Source organism: Ruegeria sp. B10 (assembly GCF_056539825.1).
Genome location: NZ_JBQFVP010000005.1, coordinates 194,758 through 214,453, shown reverse-complemented (window position 1 = coordinate 214,453; position 19,696 = coordinate 194,758). Strand labels below are relative to the sequence as shown.

The 19,696-nt window shown below is 56.3% G+C and carries 28 protein-coding genes, 1 tRNA gene and 1 pseudogene; 16 read left to right on the top strand and 14 right to left on the bottom strand.

Annotation, left to right across the window (positions count from 1 at the left end; translation table 11 throughout):
- Positions 1-44: 44 nt before the first annotated feature.
- From ACR0J4_RS09095 to ACR0J4_RS09085, 3 genes are read left to right on the top strand one after another with little or no spacing between them, the layout of a single operon-like run.
- Positions 45-173 (top strand): hypothetical protein, encoded by a 129-nt coding sequence (locus ACR0J4_RS09095; protein WP_480668399.1) that lies wholly within the window; start codon positions 45-47, stop codon positions 171-173.
- Entirely contained in the window at positions 173-556 is a 384-nt protein-coding gene (locus ACR0J4_RS09090; protein WP_170640961.1) for a Fic family protein, read from the top strand. The genes ACR0J4_RS09095 and ACR0J4_RS09090 overlap by 1 nt, the downstream gene beginning before the upstream one ends.
- A 19-nt stretch (positions 557-575) precedes the next feature.
- Positions 576-776, top strand: coding sequence for a hypothetical protein (locus tag ACR0J4_RS09085; RefSeq protein WP_170640959.1), 201 nt, complete (start codon positions 576-578; stop codon positions 774-776).
- A gap of 91 nt (positions 777-867) precedes the next feature.
- Here the strand turns inward: ACR0J4_RS09085 and ACR0J4_RS09080 are convergent, their stop codons facing one another.
- Positions 868-1,656 carry an HNH endonuclease signature motif containing protein gene (locus tag ACR0J4_RS09080; protein ID WP_170640957.1) on the bottom strand — a complete coding sequence of 263 codons (789 nt, stop codon included), beginning with the start codon at positions 1,654-1,656 and terminating at the stop codon, positions 868-870.
- Positions 1,657-1,978: 322 nt separating this feature from the next.
- Here ACR0J4_RS09080 and ACR0J4_RS09075 point away from each other — a divergent pair, with 322 nt between their 5' ends.
- Positions 1,979-2,896: an HNH endonuclease gene (locus ACR0J4_RS09075; RefSeq protein ID WP_170640955.1), complete on the top strand. Its 918-nt coding sequence runs from the start codon at positions 1,979-1,981 to the stop codon at positions 2,894-2,896.
- A gap of 354 nt (positions 2,897-3,250) precedes the next feature.
- On the opposite strand, the gene ACR0J4_RS09070 is transcribed toward ACR0J4_RS09075, so the two are convergent.
- From ACR0J4_RS09070 to ACR0J4_RS09060, 3 genes are read right to left on the bottom strand one after another with little or no spacing between them, the layout of a single operon-like run.
- Positions 3,251-3,589 carry a hypothetical protein gene (locus tag ACR0J4_RS09070; RefSeq protein ID WP_170640953.1) on the bottom strand — a complete coding sequence of 113 codons (339 nt, stop codon included), beginning with the start codon at positions 3,587-3,589 and terminating at the stop codon, positions 3,251-3,253.
- Positions 3,586-3,726: a hypothetical protein gene (locus ACR0J4_RS09065; protein ID WP_170640951.1), complete on the bottom strand. Its 141-nt coding sequence runs from the start codon at positions 3,724-3,726 to the stop codon at positions 3,586-3,588. Before ACR0J4_RS09065 ends, ACR0J4_RS09070 begins: the two co-directional genes overlap by 4 nt.
- 57 nt (positions 3,727-3,783) lie before the next feature.
- Positions 3,784-3,921, bottom strand: a complete 138-nt coding sequence (locus ACR0J4_RS09060; protein WP_170640949.1) for a hypothetical protein — start codon at positions 3,919-3,921, stop codon at positions 3,784-3,786.
- Positions 3,922-4,609: 688 nt separating this feature from the next.
- Here ACR0J4_RS09060 and ACR0J4_RS09055 point away from each other — a divergent pair.
- From ACR0J4_RS09055 to ACR0J4_RS09030, 6 genes are read left to right on the top strand one after another with little or no spacing between them, the layout of a single operon-like run.
- Complete coding sequence (locus tag ACR0J4_RS09055) at positions 4,610-5,224, top strand: hypothetical protein (RefSeq protein ID WP_170526807.1); 615 nt, start codon at positions 4,610-4,612, stop codon at positions 5,222-5,224.
- A 35-nt stretch (positions 5,225-5,259) separates the two neighbouring features.
- Entirely contained in the window at positions 5,260-5,472 is a 213-nt protein-coding gene (locus tag ACR0J4_RS09050; protein ID WP_170640947.1) for a hypothetical protein, read from the top strand.
- A complete protein-coding gene (locus ACR0J4_RS09045) occupies positions 5,469-5,810 on the top strand; it encodes a hypothetical protein (RefSeq protein WP_170640944.1) in 342 nt (113 codons plus the stop codon). Before ACR0J4_RS09050 ends, ACR0J4_RS09045 begins: the two co-directional genes overlap by 4 nt.
- On the top strand, positions 5,807-6,172 hold the full coding sequence (locus ACR0J4_RS09040; protein WP_170640943.1) for a hypothetical protein: 366 nt from the start codon (positions 5,807-5,809) through the stop codon (positions 6,170-6,172). Before ACR0J4_RS09045 ends, ACR0J4_RS09040 begins: the two co-directional genes overlap by 4 nt.
- Positions 6,169-6,420, top strand: coding sequence for a hypothetical protein (locus ACR0J4_RS09035; protein WP_170640941.1), 252 nt, complete (start codon positions 6,169-6,171; stop codon positions 6,418-6,420). The genes ACR0J4_RS09040 and ACR0J4_RS09035 overlap by 4 nt, the downstream gene beginning before the upstream one ends.
- 43 nt (positions 6,421-6,463) lie before the next feature.
- Positions 6,464-6,958 (top strand): GIY-YIG nuclease family protein, encoded by a 495-nt coding sequence (locus tag ACR0J4_RS09030; RefSeq protein ID WP_170640939.1) that lies wholly within the window; start codon positions 6,464-6,466, stop codon positions 6,956-6,958.
- A 133-nt stretch (positions 6,959-7,091) separates the two neighbouring features.
- On the opposite strand, the gene ACR0J4_RS09025 is transcribed toward ACR0J4_RS09030, so the two are convergent.
- Together ACR0J4_RS09025 and ACR0J4_RS09020 are read right to left on the bottom strand one after the other, a co-directional pair.
- Positions 7,092-7,886, bottom strand: coding sequence for a site-specific integrase (locus tag ACR0J4_RS09025; RefSeq protein WP_170640937.1), 795 nt, complete (start codon positions 7,884-7,886; stop codon positions 7,092-7,094).
- A gap of 107 nt (positions 7,887-7,993) precedes the next feature.
- A tRNA-Cys gene (locus ACR0J4_RS09020) sits at positions 7,994-8,067 on the bottom strand.
- Positions 8,068-8,288: 221 nt separating this feature from the next.
- On the opposite strand from ACR0J4_RS09020, the gene ACR0J4_RS09015 reads away from it, so the two are divergent.
- From ACR0J4_RS09015 to ACR0J4_RS09005, 3 genes are all read left to right on the top strand, one after another.
- Entirely contained in the window at positions 8,289-8,942 is a 654-nt protein-coding gene (locus ACR0J4_RS09015; protein ID WP_170640935.1) for a protein-L-isoaspartate O-methyltransferase family protein, read from the top strand.
- A 94-nt stretch (positions 8,943-9,036) separates the two neighbouring features.
- Positions 9,037-10,455, top strand: a complete 1,419-nt coding sequence (locus ACR0J4_RS09010; protein ID WP_170465821.1) for a TolC family outer membrane protein — start codon at positions 9,037-9,039, stop codon at positions 10,453-10,455.
- A gap of 86 nt (positions 10,456-10,541) precedes the next feature.
- Positions 10,542-11,297 carry a hypothetical protein gene (locus ACR0J4_RS09005; RefSeq protein ID WP_480668394.1) on the top strand — a complete coding sequence of 252 codons (756 nt, stop codon included), beginning with the start codon at positions 10,542-10,544 and terminating at the stop codon, positions 11,295-11,297.
- A 4-nt stretch (positions 11,298-11,301) separates the two neighbouring features.
- On the opposite strand, the gene ACR0J4_RS09000 is transcribed toward ACR0J4_RS09005, so the two are convergent.
- The gene (locus ACR0J4_RS09000; protein ID WP_170552805.1) at positions 11,302-12,759 is read right to left on the bottom strand and encodes a cobyric acid synthase; all 1,458 of its coding nucleotides are present in this window, start codon (positions 12,757-12,759) and stop codon (positions 11,302-11,304) included.
- Between the two features lie 60 nt (positions 12,760-12,819).
- On the opposite strand from ACR0J4_RS09000, the gene ACR0J4_RS08995 reads away from it, so the two are divergent.
- The gene (locus ACR0J4_RS08995) at positions 12,820-13,389 is read left to right on the top strand and encodes a cobalamin biosynthesis protein CobQ (protein ID WP_170640931.1); all 570 of its coding nucleotides are present in this window, start codon (positions 12,820-12,822) and stop codon (positions 13,387-13,389) included.
- Between the two features lie 67 nt (positions 13,390-13,456).
- Here ACR0J4_RS08995 and ACR0J4_RS08990 read toward each other — a convergent pair whose 3' ends face one another.
- The gene (locus ACR0J4_RS08990) at positions 13,457-13,777 is read right to left on the bottom strand and encodes a DUF6280 family protein (RefSeq protein ID WP_108785849.1); all 321 of its coding nucleotides are present in this window, start codon (positions 13,775-13,777) and stop codon (positions 13,457-13,459) included.
- A gap of 218 nt (positions 13,778-13,995) precedes the next feature.
- Between ACR0J4_RS08990 and efp the strand changes: the two genes are divergently transcribed.
- A complete protein-coding gene (efp, locus tag ACR0J4_RS08985) occupies positions 13,996-14,559 on the top strand; it encodes an elongation factor P (protein ID WP_170459112.1) in 564 nt (187 codons plus the stop codon).
- Positions 14,560-14,615: 56 nt separating this feature from the next.
- On the opposite strand, the gene ACR0J4_RS08980 is transcribed toward efp, so the two are convergent.
- The 3 genes from ACR0J4_RS08980 to ACR0J4_RS08970 all read right to left on the bottom strand — a co-directional run bounded on the left by ACR0J4_RS08980 (position 14,616) and on the right by ACR0J4_RS08970 (position 17,314).
- Positions 14,616-15,551, bottom strand: a complete 936-nt coding sequence (locus ACR0J4_RS08980) for an ABC transporter transmembrane domain-containing protein (RefSeq protein ID WP_170465832.1) — start codon at positions 15,549-15,551, stop codon at positions 14,616-14,618.
- Between the two features lie 108 nt (positions 15,552-15,659).
- Positions 15,660-16,397 carry a CAF17-like 4Fe-4S cluster assembly/insertion protein YgfZ gene (ygfZ, locus tag ACR0J4_RS08975; protein WP_170640928.1) on the bottom strand — a complete coding sequence of 246 codons (738 nt, stop codon included), beginning with the start codon at positions 16,395-16,397 and terminating at the stop codon, positions 15,660-15,662.
- 89 nt (positions 16,398-16,486) lie between these two features.
- Complete coding sequence (locus ACR0J4_RS08970) at positions 16,487-17,314, bottom strand: hypothetical protein (RefSeq protein WP_480668391.1); 828 nt, start codon at positions 17,312-17,314, stop codon at positions 16,487-16,489.
- Between the two features lie 104 nt (positions 17,315-17,418).
- Between ACR0J4_RS08970 and ACR0J4_RS08965 the strand changes: the two genes are divergently transcribed.
- Positions 17,419-18,189 carry an alpha/beta fold hydrolase gene (locus tag ACR0J4_RS08965; protein ID WP_170639493.1) on the top strand — a complete coding sequence of 257 codons (771 nt, stop codon included), beginning with the start codon at positions 17,419-17,421 and terminating at the stop codon, positions 18,187-18,189.
- Positions 18,190-18,202: 13 nt separating this feature from the next.
- On the opposite strand, the gene ACR0J4_RS08960 is transcribed toward ACR0J4_RS08965, so the two are convergent.
- The 3 genes and pseudogenes from ACR0J4_RS08960 to ACR0J4_RS08950 all read right to left on the bottom strand — a co-directional run bounded on the left by ACR0J4_RS08960 (position 18,203) and on the right by ACR0J4_RS08950 (position 19,695).
- Positions 18,203-18,484, bottom strand: a complete 282-nt coding sequence (locus tag ACR0J4_RS08960; protein WP_170639494.1) for a DUF1496 domain-containing protein — start codon at positions 18,482-18,484, stop codon at positions 18,203-18,205.
- A gap of 285 nt (positions 18,485-18,769) precedes the next feature.
- Positions 18,770-19,099, bottom strand: a pseudogene (locus ACR0J4_RS08955) (DUF7014 domain-containing protein); the annotation flags it as partial.
- Between the two features lie 68 nt (positions 19,100-19,167).
- Complete coding sequence (locus ACR0J4_RS08950) at positions 19,168-19,695, bottom strand: AbiJ-NTD4 domain-containing protein (RefSeq protein WP_170552821.1); 528 nt, start codon at positions 19,693-19,695, stop codon at positions 19,168-19,170.
- Between the last annotated feature and the right edge of the window lies 1 nt (position 19,696).

Sequence of the window (19,696 nt, the reverse complement as noted above, 5' to 3'; positions counted from 1 at the left end):
AAACACAGTTGACGATCCGGTGCGCAACGGATCATCCTAGGCGCATGACCAACGATCAGAAAACACAACCCGAACGCGTGACGAAAAAACCGTCTCGTGAAGAGGTTAAAGCGACGATCAAACGTACGGCCAAAGACATGAAAGACGTGTTGGATCGGCTGGCCGACAAGTAATGATTTACCAGGTCACTTATGACGACATCCTGCTGGCTTATTGTGAAGCGATGCGGGTGCCTGATGCCAAGCCGTACATAAAAAGTGAACACAGCATTCGAAGCGCTATTGCCAGACCGTATGCGTCTTTTGGTGGCAAGAATGTGTATCCAACATTGCATCATAAAGCCGCCGCGCTTTTGCATGGTGTCGCAAAAGCACATGGCTTTCACGACGGCAACAAACGTGCGGCTGTGCTTATCACCATGATTATGATTCGACTGTCGGGATACGATCTGCCGCCTGTTTCAATTGATTTTCTGGACAAGATCGTCGTGCGTCTGGTTGAGGGCAGCATGTCACAGGAAGCTGCCGCGACTTGGTTTCATATTGTTACTGAATAAACGAAAGGTAGGTTGAGTCATGGAAGGTTTAATTGGTGGACTATCCTTCATCCTCTTAGGTGTCTTTATCATCTGGCTCTACATTTTACCGATCACCATGGCAGGACGGCGCAACCGGTCTGGTTTGATTTGGTTTTTAATCGGTCTGGTTGGATCGCCACTGCTGGCAATTCTTTTGCTGTTGGCGTTGGGTAACGCACCTGAACAACCGACGAGTTAGCTTCATTAAACCACTCAAAAAGTTGACATTAATCCGCCCTAGATGTTGCTTATTGTCCGCAATATGGCAGTTGGATGTTACTATTATCGCTTCAATAAGGACGATAGCGTTTCTTTTCGAGAAAGCGCCTGCGGCTTTCAATCAATTCGACTTCGTCCTGAGTCCACTCGGGAAGGTGTGGGGCAATGTCTCTGCGATTGAGTATGCCGTTCAATTCCTCAATAGTGATCACGGTGCGCAATTTTGCCTCAAGATCATTACCGCTAGGGAGCGTCTCTCGACTAGCCGCAGTCGATCTGGGACGGGGTACCGGCACCACTCGACTAGCCGAAGTCGGCGTGGAGCGAGGGGTGAATGCTGGCCCCACTCGCTTCTGCCTTTGAGGGTCGAATGACCGATTCGACACCTCGAATTGCCTATTCTTCGTGGACAAATAAATATCGATTGCTGCCTGCGTTTTAGCCTGTTGGTTTTCGAATTTAGCTTTTCTTCGACTGACCCGCTTTCGTACTTTGTCTGGATTTGCAGCTTTCGAGGTATCCAGCCGCTGACGACGCCTTTCCCGGTTTACGGAAGGTGTAACAATCTCAAGATTTTCGGCTCGGTTATCGCTGGGGTCATGGTTGATATGATCGACTTCGGCTCTTCGATCCACCCAGTGACCTAACGCGCTGGCCGCAATAATCCTGTGAAGTCCCGTCATCGTCGGGCCATCCGGCCCCTCCAGCGGGACAATCATATACGGTTTGCCATCGCGGTTTTCTTGACTAAGGAAATACTCTAACTGACCAGCGTCAAGTTGTTCTAAGACCTCTTCAAGAGGTGGCAGACGCATTTCATGTTCATATCTTTCAATGTAATCACTCTTGTCCACTGTCATACCATTCCAGACTACGCACCGCCATTTGAGGCCACACTATCAATGGTCTCACAACCTACCTAGTTACTCTTGGCGACTCTCTAAATAGTATAAGCCCGTCGATCTGTCGCTTCATGACGGCCGGGAAATGGTCGAAGGGTTCATGCGTTACACTCAACAACCCACGTTGAATCAAGATCAACAAAGGTACTGTCAGACGAATTCGAAACGGTCTCAGCTAGGCCAGTAGAACTGCCCTTTTTGCCCGCGTTGGGCCGAGCACTACCACTGACTAGCTGAAAATCATTGGCTATAACGCGACGCATGCATCTATGTTGACTATATGAAAACACCTGATTTGCTTGAGTTCTTGCGCAGCCGGATGTCTATGGCGGACGTTTATCAGCCGGTCATCATCAAGCAGTTGCTGCTAAAGGATGGCGCTTGCACGAAAGCGGAACTGGCAACGGCTCTCGCTGGGCATGACTTTAGCGTGCAGGAATATTACGAGCGGATAGTTATGCGCTGGCCCAAGATCACTCTGACCAAGCACGGAGTAATCGATTACGAACGCAAGGGTTCGGTTTTTAGGCTGCTGGCTTACCCCGAGCATGCGGGGGATCGAGATCAAGCGATTGCCATTTGCGAAGAGAAGATCACCGGTTGGCTTGAACGAAAGAGACTACGTGAACGTGCTCCGGAAGCTGGAGCGTCAGTACGCTACGAAGTCCTAAAGTCCGCCAATGGTAGATGCCAGCTCTGCGGTATAGCTTCCGAAATCCGACCTATCGATATTGACCACATTGTTCCGCGCTCTAAGGCCAACAAGAATGGCAAAATACGACTCCACGGCAAGTTGATTGATGTGAACGATCCCGAGAATCTCCAGGCGCTTTGCTTTGCCTGCAATCGCGCGAAAAGAGATACTGACGAGACAGATTTTCGTCGTCGCGACAAACTTGTTCGTGACCGAATTCCAAACCTGATCAGAGCAGAAGGGCGAGAGCCGGTTGTAAAGGAACTGACAGGAAATGCGTTGACGAACGCACTATACGACAAACTGATAGAAGAGCATGCTGAGCTGATTTCTGCAAAAGATACTGGCCAAAAACGCGAAGAATTGGTCGATTTGATTGAGGTGATCTTGGCTCTTGGGGACCAGTACGGGTTGAGCAACGGAGAACTCATGCGACTTGTGCAGGACAAACGTGAAAAGAGGGGCGCCTTCAAAAAGGGATACTTCTACCAGCGTGATAGGTAGGTATCCGTATTAGTCTTCCAGCTTCCTCAACACTTGGTCGAAAGTATCTCGTAATGTCAAAATAGAAGTCTGTGGTTGCAAGGTTTACCTCGAGTCGTTTTGCGAACATTGAGAACGTGTAAGTCGCTTCCTCAGCTTGTTGATCATGTTTAAACTGCATGTGTTGAAGCCAGAACAGTGCGAACGTAAAACCTGCCACCCTAAGTGCCGCTGAGGACAGTGTTTCGCTGCTGAAAGTGACATAGGTAAATGCCTGACGTGCTGGTATCCTTGCAGACCGGGATACCCCCTATGCATTGGTTCTAAGCGCCTAATCTCGCCCGGTTTCTAGAATACCAAAGGGGAAATTTAGGCTCAAAGCGGCCAGCATACGGAGCCGCCATCAAGGTGATACTTGACCAGACACAAGCGGCCATCATTCAGCAGTATTGTTGTCCCGACGGTCAATTTGGTGGCGGTCCAAAGGCTGGCACCGAACGGTTTGAATTCAACACCACCTGATCTGATTGAACGCTGTGGCTGCCGCTGTTGTTGGTAGCGCTGCTGTTGTTGCTGGCGCTGTTGCTGACGCCGTTGCTGTCGCAGGTATTCACGTCGCCGTTCAATTCGGCGCTTGCGCCCCCGGCTCTTGGCCTCGGCTGCCACTGGTAGAGCAAAACTAGTAGCTCCAACTAGAAAGGCACGTCTGTTCATTCATCGTCTCCTTTAGCGCTGTCCACCAAGATGAACGCAGCGATACCGATGGCGGCCAACGCGGCCCAGAACATTGGCAGTCCCAAAGCGACGCCAAAGATGAGCAAAGGCACGACGAGTAGCATAGCTTTCAACATCTCACTTTCCTTTGCATCCAGACGCACTGCGGTTTCTGTCGCAACCACTAGGGTTTCTTATGTCCAAGGCCCTGCTGAATTAATCTTCATGTCGCGCCATTTTTCGAGCAACGCGATCTTGTCTTTTAGTTGTTTGATCTGTGTGTGCTGGTTCCACGCGACCACTGCGAGGATGACGATTGCTGCCCAAATCATTTTGTGGCTTCCTTTGTGTCGTCTTTGGTCAAGCCATTGACGTGAACTTCGCTCTGACTTGAAGTACTCAGGGTCGTAAGCAACGTCTCGTTTTCAGTCAATTTGACGAGAGCGCATTCCGCGACATCCATATAGCCTCGACCGAGACTCGAGTTTGTAGCGACAAACACAACGTGCTTTTGTGTGGTTGCAAGCCCGCCTTATAGGCGTTCTTCTTTGCGTCTTCGCGGCATCTTAGGCACTCCAATATCATTGATTGTGCTTTAAATGGGTTTGCCGCGCAGGCTCCACAAACGAATACCTGCCATTTAATTGCGATTTTTTGCCTTCTAACTGTGCCCCACTGGCCCTCTGAGTTCAGGTTCAGCCGGCAAGTTGTGATCAGGCGGCGTCACATCGTGACATTCTAGCCATTCGATAATCGTCAACCATTGGCTCTGAATGCTGGGAGCGTCCCGGTACTCATACAGTTGTTCTAACTTGCATCGCAGGTCGTACGGTATCTGTCTTGGCCATTTTTCCATGCCGTATGTTCTATCTTTGTTTACATGCGGGTCAAGCCTTGCGGTTGGCTACCTGGTACCGTCTGACCCTACGTCACGTTGAATTAGTTTGAATTAGTATTTGACGAATCTCCTATTAGTTGTCAATTAGTTTGCATCACTAATTGGCAATAAGGGGATTAGCCATGACTAAAGCGAGAGAAATTACAAACGCGCTGCGGGCCGCAGCGGTTCAGGCCGCTGAGGCTGCCGGTTATTCGGTTGAGCGCCAGACCGGCGTTGGTCGAGGCCCGAACCAGCGTCTGCTGCTTACCAAAGACGGTCAGACACGGACCGCAGCCCTGCGCACCAGCCGTGACATGTGGGTTGCGTTCGCACCGGATGGCGATGGTGGCTGGAATACACTAGGCGATGTCGATCTGGTCCTGCTGGCCATGGTCGATAACGTCGACACTCAGACAACCGGCACTGTCTGGTTGCTGGATGCGGCGGACCTGTTGCCTCGTTTTAACCTGATGGCTGAGACCATGACGGATCGCGGGCAGGAATTGCAGCCCGGTATGGGCGTCTGGATTCACGCGAACAAATTACCAAAAAGCAATCGCTACGCAGCCGGGTCCGGCATGGTCGAAGGCGTCAAGCCGCTGGTATCCGGTGTTGAACTGATACCCGGATCGACACCGGAATTGAGCCACGCCAGCCCAAATGATGTGTCGCCGCTGGATCAGGCCATTGCGGCTCTGGCGGATGAATTGGGCGTTGAACCGTCTCGGATCAGCATCAGCATCAGTGGGTCGTAAGCCCACCACCTCACACGAAACGAAAGGAACAAGCCTTGTTTACAACAATCGGAAAAGTATTGGCCGTGATCGGTTTCACGGCTGCCCTGCTGCTGACCGGGCTGGGTGTCATCATCTACGTTGACGTGATGGCCCCGCCCGAACTCGCATATGCCGCCATCGGCACGGGCGTGTCGCTGCTGATCGGCTCGACCGTCATCGGTATTCTGGCCGAGATTAGCCAGCGCGTGGAAGGCGGTGCGACATGAAATCCAGATCACACAGATTCACCCGCAAACCGTACGCTTGGATCGTAGACGTTGAGAACATCGGTATCGTGCCGGTGTTCCACAACACCAATTACAAAAAGCAGCGTTACATGCACGTGTCGGATACCAACCGGCACTTTGCGGCTCAGATGGACGCGTTGGAACAGTCCAAGATGGTCGTGTTCCAGATCGACAAGTCGGACACCGATTACACCTGTGTCGGATATGTGGGTGACACAAGCAGCACCGCAAACCTCGCTTACGTGTTCACCGTCGATAACATCCAGATCGACCGGGACACCCTGACCGTTTCTTTTGACGTGGTGGGGAAGGTATGACCGAGCATGGATTCACACGCGCCGGTCGGATGTACAAAAACACTGACGGTAAGGTGGTGGTCGAAGTGAACGCGTCGACCGCACCCGGCATTTACGCATTTGTCACCCACGACGGTACACCCGGCAAAGTCGGTCTAGGTACTGGCGGTGGTGGCGTCGTGGGTCGTCTGGCCACGTATGCGGCGTTTCTCAATCGGCAGCCGAAACCAGATCGACCGAATGAGGTCAAACTTCACCCGTTGATTCACGCCGCGCTGGATACTGGTGAGGTCGCGATATGGGTACAGTACACCGACGACGCGCGCGGGCTGGAAAAGTCCACCACAGCCGCTATCGGCCCCATGCCGTGGGTGCTGCGGTGACCCAGCACCCCGTCACCATCACGCGCCGCATAGGCAGCAACAGAGGCCGTACGCGGCTCTGGATCGAAGGTCAGCACCTTGACGCTGCTGGCCTCAGCCACGGCACCCTGTGGACGCTCACAGCGACCGAGACGGGTCTTGTGATCCAAGCGGACCCGAATGGTAAGCGTCGGATCGCAGGTGGCCAGATCGGCCCATTGTGGACATCGTGGGCCGGTTTGTGCCGTGGCCGTCCGGATCGACCGTAACGGTCACTTACGCACCCGACAGCGGTCGGATAGAGGTAGAACTATGGCACGACTGATCGACAGCATCACTTACAGGGCAGACGGCACGCCGCTGCTGCCGCTCTCCAAAGGCCGCGCGGCGGCTGTGCGCGATGCGTTACGGGCCGCGATGGATGCCGGATTGGTGGACAAACGCCACGGCGGTGTGATCACCAGCCTAGCGGACCTGTGTGCCGATGTGGCAGACGGTGCGGCACTGGATCACGACCAGCACCGCTGGGTCTATCTGCACGCCAGCCAAGACCACCCGGACCTGTGCAAGATCGGATATACCCGCGATCTGTCAAAGCGGCTGAGTCGGTCCACAGACAGCCCGTCCGGCCTGCATCGTGTCGCAGCTTGGCAAGTGGCCAATCTGGACGCAGCGCGCGCCTATGAGGCCGAGGCCGAACGGTTGCTACCTAAGCACACCGGCACGGGTGGCAGCGAATGGTTTGCCGTGTCACCTGCTGACGCGCTGGCCGTGTTGCAGGCCGCGTGGGGCAATCCCGATCAGTAAACAGCCCGTGCGGTCCGGATCGGCTAGGGTATCCGGCAACTTGTCGGAGACCACACGGACCGGGTGTCTTGCAAGTTGCAAGAGACCAAATGCACTGGGTGTCTAACAAGTTGTTAGACACGGCCTGTACCCCTCAGCCGAATAGCATCGCTTCCCATTGCTGGACTATCTCTCGACGCTGTGACAGCCGCTGTGCGCGGTTGTAGGTGCGCGCAACACCACGGGCCGTGGCAGATGCTACATGGTTCAGCAGGCGATCCACATCGGCTTCATTCTCACCCGCTTCGCACAGATGCGTGGCCATGGATCGTCGGATGTCCTGCAGCCGGAACGACAGGGGAATGAAAGCCGACCGAAACCAGCGGCGTTTGAAATGGGCCGTTGTCGCCTTGGTGGCGAACTGATTGGGCATGAGACCACCCAGCACGAACCCCTTTGGACCCAGCGGCACGATGTGGGGCATTCCGTTCTTAGAGGTCGGCAGGTGCATATCCTGACCCCGCAGTCGCGACGGACAGAACCGCATCAGGTCGCTATGTCTCTGGCCCGTCAGGATCAGCAACCGACCGTATTGTGCCCATGCCTGCCCTTGGTACGGCGCGGCCTCATACAAGGCGCGTAGCTGCGCTATGGTCAGCACGTTGTCGCGCGGCTGTTCCTTGCCGCCCATCAGCGTCGGGTGCAGATCGGTCCAACCCAGCGACCGCCCGTATTTCCAAAAGTGGGTCAGGGCGCTGCGATAGCGATTCCTTGTGGCACCGGACCAGCGACTGAGCATGGCCGACATATCAGCAGTCGTGATGGATGACATGTGGTCAGACATGCGCCCAGACAGTACCCGACTCAGTTGGGTGAAGCGTTCCGCACCCGTTTTGATTGTGTCGAGATGTTCGGTCTTATATTGAGTTAGAGCATTGTTGATAAGCATAGGCTTCACCTCAGAATCCGTGTACATGGTCTGATGTGTTGCCCACTGCTCTGTTGCCTCACGCGATTTGCCTTTGTTATCAAGGCTTTCTGTCGCGTCCGCACCTTTGGAGGCGAGTACCGGAATCGAACCGGTGTACACGGATTTGCAATCCGCTGCGTCACCACTCCGCCAACTCGCCTTTTCAAGTAAAATCAAATACTTGCCGTGGTGTGATGGGCGTTTTAGCAGCTTTCATCGGGGGCGTCCAGAGTATTGCCGTCGATTTTGGGCCGCAAATCAATATTTGTGGGCGGCCGGTCTAAACGGATCGTGAACCAGGCTTGCGGCATCTGGGCCGTTGTCGAGACAGGTCGAGTGTGGCACAAGCCATTTATCCAAGGGATTGAAAAGAGAGATCAGATGTCAGATTTCGCAGCCCGGCGCCGCACGATGGTTGATACGCAGGTACGACCCTCGGATGTGACCAAGTTTCCAATCATCGACGCGATGCTTTCCGTTCCGCGTGAGAGCTTTGTGCCAACGGCACAGCGCGAAGCGGCCTATGTCGAAGAGCTGATAGATCTGGGTAACAACCGCTGTATTCTTGAGCCGCGCACTCTGGCTAAGATGTTGGATGCGCTGAATATCTCGAATGACGAAATGGTCCTCGATATCGCGTCGGCCTACGGGTATTCGACCGCAATCGCCGCTCGAATGGCGCAGCTGGTGGTTGGAGTCGAATCCGACGAACATCTTGCCTCTGAGGCGCAAAGCGTGCTGACGGAAGAAAACGTCGATAATGCCGTCATCCATGTAGGTCCTCTTGAAGAAGGGGCTGCCGAGCATGGCCCTTATGACGTGATTATGATACAAGGTGGTGTCGAACATGTGCCCGACGCGGTGCTGGACCAATTGAAGGATCAGGGCCGGATCGCCTGTCTATTTGTGGATGGGCAACTGGGTACGGTCCGTATCGGTCGCAAGGCCGGTGGCGTGGTCAGTTGGCGGGATGCCTTCAACGCCAGTGCGCTGGTTTTGGACGGTTTTTCCCAAGAGTGTGCATTTTCGCTATAGTCCGCTGACTGTTGTTTCCACCACCTTGATTAGTTGAACATAAAGACGCAAACTGCCGGAGAGGCAGCGTAATTTCGATTTGAGAGGATTTGGTATGCGTGGAAAGACAGCGGGAAAGCTGGTCAAAGCGCTTGCAGTGACTGCGGCCATTGCCCTGAGTACTGTTCCTGGACGGGCCGTCTGGGCTGACAATCTGACAGATGCGTTCATCGGAGCGTATAACACCAGCGGTCTGCTGGAACAGAACCGAGCCCTGTTGCGGGCGGCGGATGAAGACGTGGCAATTGCGCTTTCCGCGCTGCGCCCGATCATCAACTGGACGGTTCAGGTCAGTCAAGATTACACCAGAACAAGAACTGACTCCGTTAGAACAAGCACCGACCCGTCGCGCTTTTTCTCGGGCCTGACGCTCAGCCAGCTTCTGTATGATGGCGGGGCTTCGGTGCTGGGCAAGCAGTCCGCACAAGAAACGGTTCTGTCTACGCGCCAGTCGTTGATTGATATCGAACAGCAAGTTCTTTTCCGGGCCGCAACCGCGTATCTGAGCGTCCTGCTGCAAGAGGAAACGGTTCAGATTCGGCAAAACAACGTCGATCTGTCGAGCGAGGAACTTCGGGCCTCGAACGACCGCTTCGAAGTGGGTGAAGTCACGCGTACCGACGTGGCCCTTTCCGAGGCGCAGCTGGCCAGTTCGCGCGCGGATCTTGCGGATGCCAGAGGGGATCTCAGCACCGCTCAGGCCGAGTATGTTAATGCGGTCGGCAAACTGCCGGGGCGTACGGCTGGGCAGCCGGGGCTTCCGAACCTCCCACGCTCGCAATCCGAGGCAATCAGCCTCGCGCAACGCAATCACCCGGCGATTCTATCGGCTCAGCACCAGGTGCGGGCGCTGGATTTGATCGTGCAGCAGCAACGTGCCAACCTTGGGCCCAATGTCAGCCTGAACGCAGATGCGGGTGTGACGCAGCGATATGACAATGATGACTACATCAACGACGCCACGGTTTCGCTGAACTTCAACCAGCCGATCTACGCAGGCGGTCGTCTTGCGGCCAACGTACGTCGCGCGATGGCAACTCGGGATTCGTCGCGGGCCAATCTGCTGAATGTGCAGAAGAACATCACTCAGGGTGTGACAGATGCCTTTGTCCGGTTCCAAACGGCAACGGCCAGCCTGACGGCCTCAACCGAGCGGGTTCGCGCCTCGCAGGTGGCGTTCGACGGGATTCGCGAAGAGGCAACGCTAGGCGCGCGGACCACGCTGGACGTGCTGACCGCTCAGCAAGATCTTCTGGATGCGCAATTGGCCGAGGTCGCCTCGCGCACCGAGCGGTCTTTGGCGGCATACCAGCTGCTGCAGGCGCAAGGTCTTCTGACGGCTGAACGTCTGGGGCTTGCGGTGCAGATCTACGACCCGACGCTGTACTACAATCTGGTCAAAAAGGCTCCGGCGCAGGTTAGCAAGCAAAGCAAAGATCTGGATCGAGTTCTCAAAGCGTTGCGGCGGGACTGATCTATACTACTGGTTGTGACGCCCGACGTGTTTGGCTACACTTGGTCTCAAGAATAGAGCGGTAGAGAACAATGTCGGATAGCGTCATGACCTCAGGTATCGAGGATGTACTGTCGTCGGTAAAACGACTGGTGAGCGAAGACGGTCGCAAAGTGTCGGATGCCGATACTGCGACCGCTCCACGCAAGCCGGGCCGATTGGTCTTGACGGACGCGCTGCGCGTTGGTGACGCGCCAAAATCCGAACCCTTGAAACTGGAACCCAAATACAGTCCCGAGGATTCGGCAAAGCCGATGCTCCTGCGGGCCTGTGATATTGTTCAGCCGGGCGAAGCAGCCAATCACGATGGTGCTGAGGAGGTCGGCGACGAGACCACGTCGGAAAACCTATCTGGCAGCCTGAGTGCCAAGATTGAAGCCCTTGAGGCCGCCATCGCGCGAACCGAGGACCAATGGGAGCCGGACGGAGACAGCGACGACGCGTATTCCGGCACGCCCTCGAAGGCGCTGCATTGGATACCTGCGCCCACCTTTGAAGAAGAGGAAACCGAGGGTGTGGATGCGACTTCAGGCGAGGCGGGTGCCCCAAAAGAAGAGCCGGCGACATTTGTTCGGCATGGGGACACTCCTAAAGTAGACCCAGTGGAAGACGACGCGCCTGGGGAAACGATGGAGGACGAGATCGGGTTGTCTGCGTCCGAGGAGGAGGCCTTGCGTGAGATGATCGCCGAGGTTGTCCGGTCCGAGCTTCAGGGCGCGTTGGGGGAACGCATCACCCGCAATGTCCGCAAGATGGTCCGGCGCGAGATTCACCGCGCGCTGACCGCCAAAGAACTGGAATAATCGCTCAGGCCCGTTGCGGCGTCTGAGCAAGCTCCAGCAGCAGATCCAGATCCATATGCTGTTCAAGATGGTCTGCCAGATCATCCAGCGCCTGTTCTACACCGTCTTCATATGCGGTCTCGGAGCTGACACCCAAACGCGATAGGTATTGCGCGCGGAAGGCATCGGATGAGAAAATCCCGTGCAGATAGCTGCCCAGAATGCGCCCATTGGCACTGGCTGCTCCTTCAGGGCGTCCTTGCACCTCAAGCCAGGCACGGGCGCAATCGGGCCCTTCGGTGCGGCCCATGTGAATCTCGTAGCCGCTGACGGGTTCGCGATTTGGCAGGGCGCAGGCCTCGGTCAGAGTCACGTGTTTCTTGCCCGCCATGACCGTGTCAACGTCCAGCAACCCAAGGCCCTCAACCGAGCCGGGCCGACCATCGACGCCTTCGGGGTCTGAAATCGTCTTTCCCAGCATCTGATATCCGCCACACAGGCCCAGAACGTGACCACCACGGCGCACATGCGCGTAAAGGTCGATATCCCAGCCCTGCTTCCGGAAATAGGTCAGATCACCGATGGTCGATTTGCTGCCGGGCAACAGCACCAGCTCGGCATCACCGGGCAGAGGGCGGCCTGCGGGGATGATCTCGACACTGACGCCGGGCTCAGCCGACAGAGGGTCCAGATCGTCGAAATTGGCCATGCGCTCCAGCTGAGGCACCACAACCTTGCACGCCCCGCCGGTATGAGAGCGGATGTCCATCATATCTTCGGCGGGTAGCTTCCAGGCATCGTGGAACCATGGCACAACACCCAGGCAAGGCCAGCCGGTCCGTGAGGCGATATCATCGCGCCCTTCATCAAACAGAGATACATCGCCTTTGAAGCGGTTGACGGCAAAGCCACGGATCATCGCCAGATCGACCTCGTCCAGAACGGCCTGAGTGCCCACGATTTGCGCAATCACACCGCCCCGGTGGATATCGCCAACCAGCACTACTGGAACCCCGGCGGCGCAGGCGAAACCCATATTGGCGATATCACCTTTGCGCAGGTTGGTCTCAGCCGGGCTACCCGCGCCCTCGATCAGGACCAGATCAGCGTCGCCGCACAGCCGGTCAAAGCTTTCCAGCGCGGCCCCCAGCAGTTTGGATTTGTCCTTGCGATAGTCGCCCGCCTTCATGGTTCCGGCACGCTGGCCATGCACGATGATCTGCGCGCCGGTGTCCGTTTCGGGCTTGAGCAGGATCGGGTTCATATCCGTATGGGTCCGGCGTTTGGCTGCGCGCGCTTGCAGGGCCTGTGCGCGTCCAATTTCGCCTCCGTTTTCTGTCACAGCCGCGTTGTTCGACATGTTCTGGGGCTTGAACGGGGCGACCTTCAAACCGCGCCGCGTGAACGCCCGCGCAAGCCCGGCAACCAGAACCGATTTGCCGACATTGCTGCCGGTGCCTTGAATCATGATGGCGCGAACCATGGGCGTCTCCTATACGTTGGGGGCAAATGACCTGATTTGACGCCAAAGGGAAAGCCCCAGATGAACACACCCGCGCATCTTTTGATCGGCGCAGCCGCCTTTGCGCGGCCTGCACGCGGGCGCATCCTTTGGGCGGCTGTGCTGGGGTCGCTGTTGCCGGACCTGTCGCTGTACCTGATGGCGGGGGTGTCTTTGCATATTCTCAACATCCCGCCACATGTGGTGTTCGACGAACTGTATTTTTCACCGCAATGGCAGACGGTTTTCGCCATCGATAACTCGTTCATCCTGTGGGGGCTGGCACTGGCGCTGGGGCTTTGGCGGGGGTGGCGAGTCCTAACGGTCGCGGCATCGGCAGGGCTATTGCATATAATGATGGATTTCGGGCTGCATGCGGGGGACGGGCGCCCTCACTTCTGGCCACTGAGCGATTGGGTCTTTCACAGCCCGGTCAGCTATTGGGACACGTCGCATCACTCGATTTGGGTTATGCCGGTGTCAATCGCGCTGTGCGTCGGCTCTTATGTTGTGCTTTGGAGCAGGGGGCTTTCGTTGTCCGCAAAGCTCTTCTTCGCGCTGCTGCTGGCGGCCGAGATCTGGGTCGCACGGCAATGGGTTCTGTTCTTCTAGGCAGAGCCAAAGAAAAACGCGCCCCAAAGTCTGGAGGCGCGCTTTTTCGTAGTGAAATCGCCTTGGATCAGGCGGCTTCGGCTTGTTGGGCGGCGTTGCGACGCTCGCTTTCTTCGCGTGACAGGGCGACGGAAGTCCGCACACCACGGCCAACGAAGTCCATCAGTCCGCTGACAACCCGCTCATTCGGGTCAATACCCGCGCAGGACAGCACCTCGCGACCATCGCGCGAGCGGGCCCAGCGGGCGATTTGTTCGGGGCCGTTGCCGTATTTCTTATCATCGGCGATGGCATCATCCAGTGCGGCCAGCACAACAGCCGCGAAAAGTTTACGCGCACGATTGCCTTGCTCATTGTTAAAGGCAGTGCCGTCAACGAAATCTCTCATCTCGTCTTCCTTGTTGTTCTTGCTCTTGCATTTTCGGCGTGACGGTCCTTATGACCTATTAGCTCCGATTCGGATACAGCTAAAATGCATAGTTGCGTTGCGTCATTTGCATGGCTTGCTGCATGTGCAGCACTAGGTGTCGTTGTCTTGTCAGGGATGGTCCTGCCAGATATAGGGACGACAACTGACGCATCAACCGTTTGTGAAGGAATTATGTCATGCCCAAGATCAATGGGAACGAAATTCGCCCCGGCAACGTGCTTGAGCATAATGACGGGCTGTGGGCGGCTGTAAAAGTAGATCACGTAAAGCCCGGTAAAGGCGGTGCTTTTGCGCAGGTCGAACTGCGCAACCTGCGCAACGGCTCGAAGCTGAATGAACGGTTCCGGTCTGCGGACAAGGTCGAACGTGTGCGGCTGGAGCAGAAGGATCAGCAGTTCCTGTACGAATCCGACGGCATGCTGGTCTTCATGGATGCCGAGACCTATGAGCAGATCGAACTGCCTGCCGACCTGCTGGGCGAGCGTCGCCCCTTTCTGCAGGACGGCATGACCATCGTGGTCGAGTTCTACGAATCTGAGGCGCTGAACGCCACGCTGCCCCAAAAGGTCACGTGCCAGATCGTCGAGACTGAGCCGGTTGTCAAAGGCCAGACCGCTGCGAACTCGTTCAAGCCGGCTGTTCTGGACAATGGCGTCAAGGTCATGGTGCCTCCGTTCATCGGTCAGGACGAGATGATTGTGGTGAACACCGAAACCATGGAATATTCCGAGCGCGCCTGATAGCCGCACATTTGTACTCCGAAGAGACCGCGCCAGCCTGCCGCTGCGCGGTCTCTTCATGCGCGGTGGCGATAGCGTGTCGGATCAGGGCCAAACAGCTCTAGCATCAACTCATACTTGATCCGGTTGGCGCTGACTTGCCGGTAAAAGGCGATCAAGAAGGCCGTGGGTCCCTGAATACGGCCGAGGCCACTGGTGGCGGCCACAACGGTCCCCACATCGGTTTTCCCTTCAAGCACCAGCCAGCCGCCTAGCATCAAAATGCCGACCGTTCCCGCGCCGTTGATCACGCTCAGCAAGAACTTGGCTGAGAGCTTCCACAGGAACATTCGTTTGCGGGTTTCATAGATGTCGTCGAACAGGGCATTGATATCTTGCTCGACCGCGTCAAGATCCTCGGTTGTCAGCTGATCGGTCGCACTGCGCAGGATGCGGACGCGTTCGGCCACGAAGACATTCACTTTGCGCTGCGAGACCAGAACGATGATGATCTGCGGCACGATCATCGAAAAGGCGATCAGGCCCAGCCCCGGCTGCGTGGATGAGATATAGCCGATGACACTGATCAACGTGCCGATCTGGACCACCGGGTCCGAGAAGGCGCCGCCTGCGAATTTGCCCAACTCCTCAGCCTCGGCCGAGATTGCGGTGGTCATGGTGCCCTTGCGCACGCTCTCGCCGGTTTCGTTGATGTCTGAGGACCGCCAAAGCAGGCGTTGGCGGATCAAGCGGATCATGTCCTCGCCCAAAGTACCGGCGCGGTAGCCCAGAACCCATTTCAACGCGAGGCTCAACAAGATCACCCCCATCATGCCAAGCCCCAGATAGACCAGGCGTTCTGCCCCGACATCGAGCGAGGTCAGATGGTTGACGATTGCGCGTTGAAACTCCAGCGGGACAGCGGCCAGAGCGGCCACGGCCACGGAGAGCAGAATAAGTAGAATCTGACGCCCGGCGCTTGCGCGCCAAATTGCGGAATAAAGTCTGAGCATGCGGGTATCCGGTTCATTCGAATAGCCGCACTGTGGCAGGGCAGGGACCTGGGTTCAAAGGGTCAGCGTTGAGACCTCTTTGGTCACGTGCCGATTGGGCAACAAGTATCAGTCAGTCAGACGGATCGTGGCAGCGTCGGCCTGCATGTCACCGGTTGCCCGATCAAAGCGCAGATAGGCGATGGCGTGGCCGCCCGATTGCGTGAACAAGGTGCCCACCGGCTTGCCGTTGGCCTCAATCGCGCTGCCTACAGGGGCGGCCCCGTCGATGGCGACGCGACACAGACCTTTGCGCAGTTCGGTCTTGTGTTTCATGCGCGCGGTCACTTCCTGACCAACATAGCAGCCCTTTTTGAAGTCGACGCCTCGCAGCGGTTCGAACCGGGATTCGAGGATATAGCTGTCGGGGTGCAATTCGATGCCGGTTTCAGGGATGCAATGGCGCACGCGAATTGCGTCCCAATCCGTGCCGTCGTCCGTTTCCGATGAGGCCTCATAAGCCCGCCAGCCCAAGTCAGGATGACGCGGGTCAGGCAATGCGCCCTCTGGCGCAGGCCCTGTGCCACGATGCAGGTTCAGATCCGAGACCTCGATCGCCACATCCGCGCGCAGCTTGTACATGCTCAGCCGTTTGATCAGGCCATCCGCCAGCGACTCGGCCACGTCCAACAACACGGCGTCGCCGTCGCGTTTCAGGAAGAAATCGGCCAGGTATTTACCCTGCGGCGTCAATAGGGCGGAATAGACCAGCCCTGCATCCAGCCCGCTGATGTCATTGGTGATCAGGTCCTGCAAAAAGCTCTCGGTATCCGAGCCGGTCAGGCGCAATATGCGGCGGGTTGGCATGGCGTGGTCCTTATCATCTGCCTCGGCCCCGAGATATAGGGAGTTTTGTGGCCGAGACCAGTGGGTTTCGGCGCTTTGCAACGCCTGAACTAGCTGTCCGCCTGCGCCTTGTTTGGACTGTCAGGCGCTGTTTCGGTCGCCTCCTGCGGCGCGTCGGGATGCAGCGTCGTGCGCAGCTCGACAATGGATTTCCCCAATCGGAAGGGCGCGGCAAAGCTGACAAGACACAGCGCCACGATCTGCAGAACAAGGATATGCGCGTTGGCCTGCAGATACTCCCATTCATCTTTCAGCTTGCTGACCTGCTCGATCAGTTCATCGTAGCTTTGGGCAAGGATCAGATAGTCCCCAGCAATTGCGGGGACCTTGCGGCGCATATTGTCGATGGCGGTTTGGGTTTCTTCATCCAGCGATGTGAAGACCAGAAACTGTTCAATATCGAAGGCGTTGGCCTTGGCGGCCATCTCCTCCATCTCGTCCTTGTCTTGTCGTCCGAACAGGAAGTGCAAACCCTGCAGGGGGGCGACCTCATTCGTGACGGCGATGAATAGGGGCAGGTCGGTATTGCTGGCGGTTGAGGCCGACAGAAACTCGACCTTTTCGCACAAGACACCGGTGTCGGGATCATAGGCCGGGTCGCAAAACCGCAACCGGAACCGCGCGGCATCACGGTCAAAAGCCGAGGACGCCGCGTATGCTACATCAATCTGCCGATCCAGCCGCGAGCTGTCGGATGTATAGAGCCCTGCCAGAACGGCCACCAGCGCACCGATCCCGCCGAGGACGACCCAAACCAGATCGGCCAGCTTCCACGCCCTGTGCCCAGCCGGTTTGCGAAACAGAAAGCCCGTTCCGACCGATCCGATCAGGAAGAACAGGATCAGCAGAGGCAATTGGTTTTCGGTCACAAATGTCATGAAACAAGTTTAAGTGGTCCGCCCCCTCACGCAACAGCGATCACGCGCTGTTGTTTCGTCTTTCAGGATGATCATACTGGGCAGAATTAAGCTGGGAGGTTTTGATGACGAAGCATATTGTCTTGATCCACGGCGCGTTCGCCGGCCCTTGGTGTATGGAAGGTTACGCCGGTTTCTTCCGTGACCGCGGTTGGACGGTCCACACCCCGGCGTTGCGGTATCATGATGCGGACCCCAATGCCGAGCCTGATCCGGGCCTGACCGACACCAGCATCATGGACTATGCGGATGATATAGCTGCGTTGGTTGAAGGGCTCGACAGCAAACCCGTGCTACTGGGCCATGCCATTGCGGGGGTCGTGGCGCAACAGGTCGCCGCGCGCGGCCTGGCCAGCGCCATTGTTCTGATTAACCCTAACGCGGCCTGGGGCACTCTGCCCGAGACCGACGACGAACGCGCCGTTCCACGTGCGTTGATGGAGGGTGGGGCCTTCTGGAAGCAGCCGATGCGGGTTGATTTCGATCTCATGGCTCCGTTCGCGCTGAATAAGCTGCCCGAGGCGCAACAACACGCGGTCTTCGATCGGCTTGGCCCGGAAAGCGGGCGCGTGATGTTCGAGATGTTCTTCTGGATGTTCGACGACTATCACGCGATGAAAGTGGACATCGATAAGGTCGACTGCCCCGTGCTGATCGTCTCTGGTACCGAGGACCGAGCCGTGAACCCCAATACCTGCCGCGCGTTGGCGAACCTCTACGGAGACCGTGCGACTTTCATGCCCGCCGAAAACCACGCACATTTCCTGTTCATGGAACCGGGATGGGAGGGGCCAGCCGCGCAGATCGCAAACTGGCTGGACCAAAAGCTTGGGTAGGGCCGCAGGTTCGTTAGTTGTTGGTCGAGAATGTACTCTGCGGCCGCCATTTCAAGGTGCCGTCGCTGTCGCGGTGGCATCGTAACAGGCGCTCCTGCACGGTGGATATCGTGTCGGTGACGGTGTTGTCGCCGACCAGCAGGACAAAGGCGTCTTCGGAATAGGCCAGGCCTTCGTAGTAGCAGAACCGGCTCTCGGCCCCGTCCGGTATGGGCGATGCAAGGCTAAGCGTTTGCTGCGCGGCGGCGGTTGAGGCCAGCAGGGTCAGGGCCAGCCCGAGGGTTAGTGTTTTCATGTCGTCCTCCCGTTCGGAAAATTGTTCGTGGCTAAATTGGGTCTTGGACGCTCGGAACCTCAAAGGTCGCTCTTGGATGACGGGTTTAGGGTAAGTGTGAACGGGATCAACGGGTTAGGCAAGGGGAGTGTTTGTAGGCCGCTTGTGGATATGTCCCATGCTGTCCAACCAATGCTTGATGCAAAGCATCAAGCACGCGCCCGACCCGCCCCCATGGGCGGGCGCGTTCCGCACCCACCCTCGGGCCGGGCGCGATGGTTGCAGTAAAGCGCGAAAGGGAGGCATTTATGGCAGAGATTTCTCTGAGGATGCCAAAAACAGAATGCAAGACGCAGTCATGTTCAGCATAAATTTGACCACCTCGTCCGAGACGGCTGTCGGTGTACTACCTTGCCCATGACCACTTTGTTTGTTCCGTCCAGTTGGTACGCTACTCTCCAACAAAGATCGAAGTGTATTGAACTGGTTCTGCCAAAAGTTTGAAACAAAACCTTGATCAAACATGATTTTTATCAGTGCTTTAGCGGTATCGTTCTTGGCAAATGCCCAACTGTGCTTCACGAAAATGACCTTCATAGTGCTTTCAAAAGACTTGAGGCAATCGTTTAAGGATTCTTTTTTCTGCCTTGTCTTTGATGGTCAAAGGCGCTGAGAAACTCTTGCTGTGCACCGGAGTATTCTGGCTAAGGTAAGAAGCGCAACACAGGTTTCACGATTTCTTTGTGAGTAAACTCTGTATCTTTGCGAATGATTTGCCCGTCGTCGAAACTGTATCCAATCCCGTGTTCAGAAAATCGTTCATTCAACTCCTCTATCGCATCGTCGGCCGCAGATGCGTGATCATTACTCCAATCACGGCAAATCTTGTCAATCACACGAAGACTCAATTCAATTACGTCAATTGCTTGATCGGCATCCGCGGAACTTAAGAAGAATGCCCTCAACTCTTCTCTGAAGTTCTCCTGGTACTGTCTAACCAGTTCTAGTTTTCCATATTCTTTCCGAAGGGTCTGAACGATTAGACGAAAAGCGCCTTTGGTGTTTCCAACCCCATACCGTTCATTGTAATCTCTTTGGGTTCCGATTGCGCTAACCCACAGATAGAGCACTTGAACGCGTAGCTGCTCAGGGATCTCATCGTATGTAAATACGTCCGGAACCTCGCCAAGCGCTCGTCTTCTCCGCTTGGAATAAAGATCAAAAACTGCCATT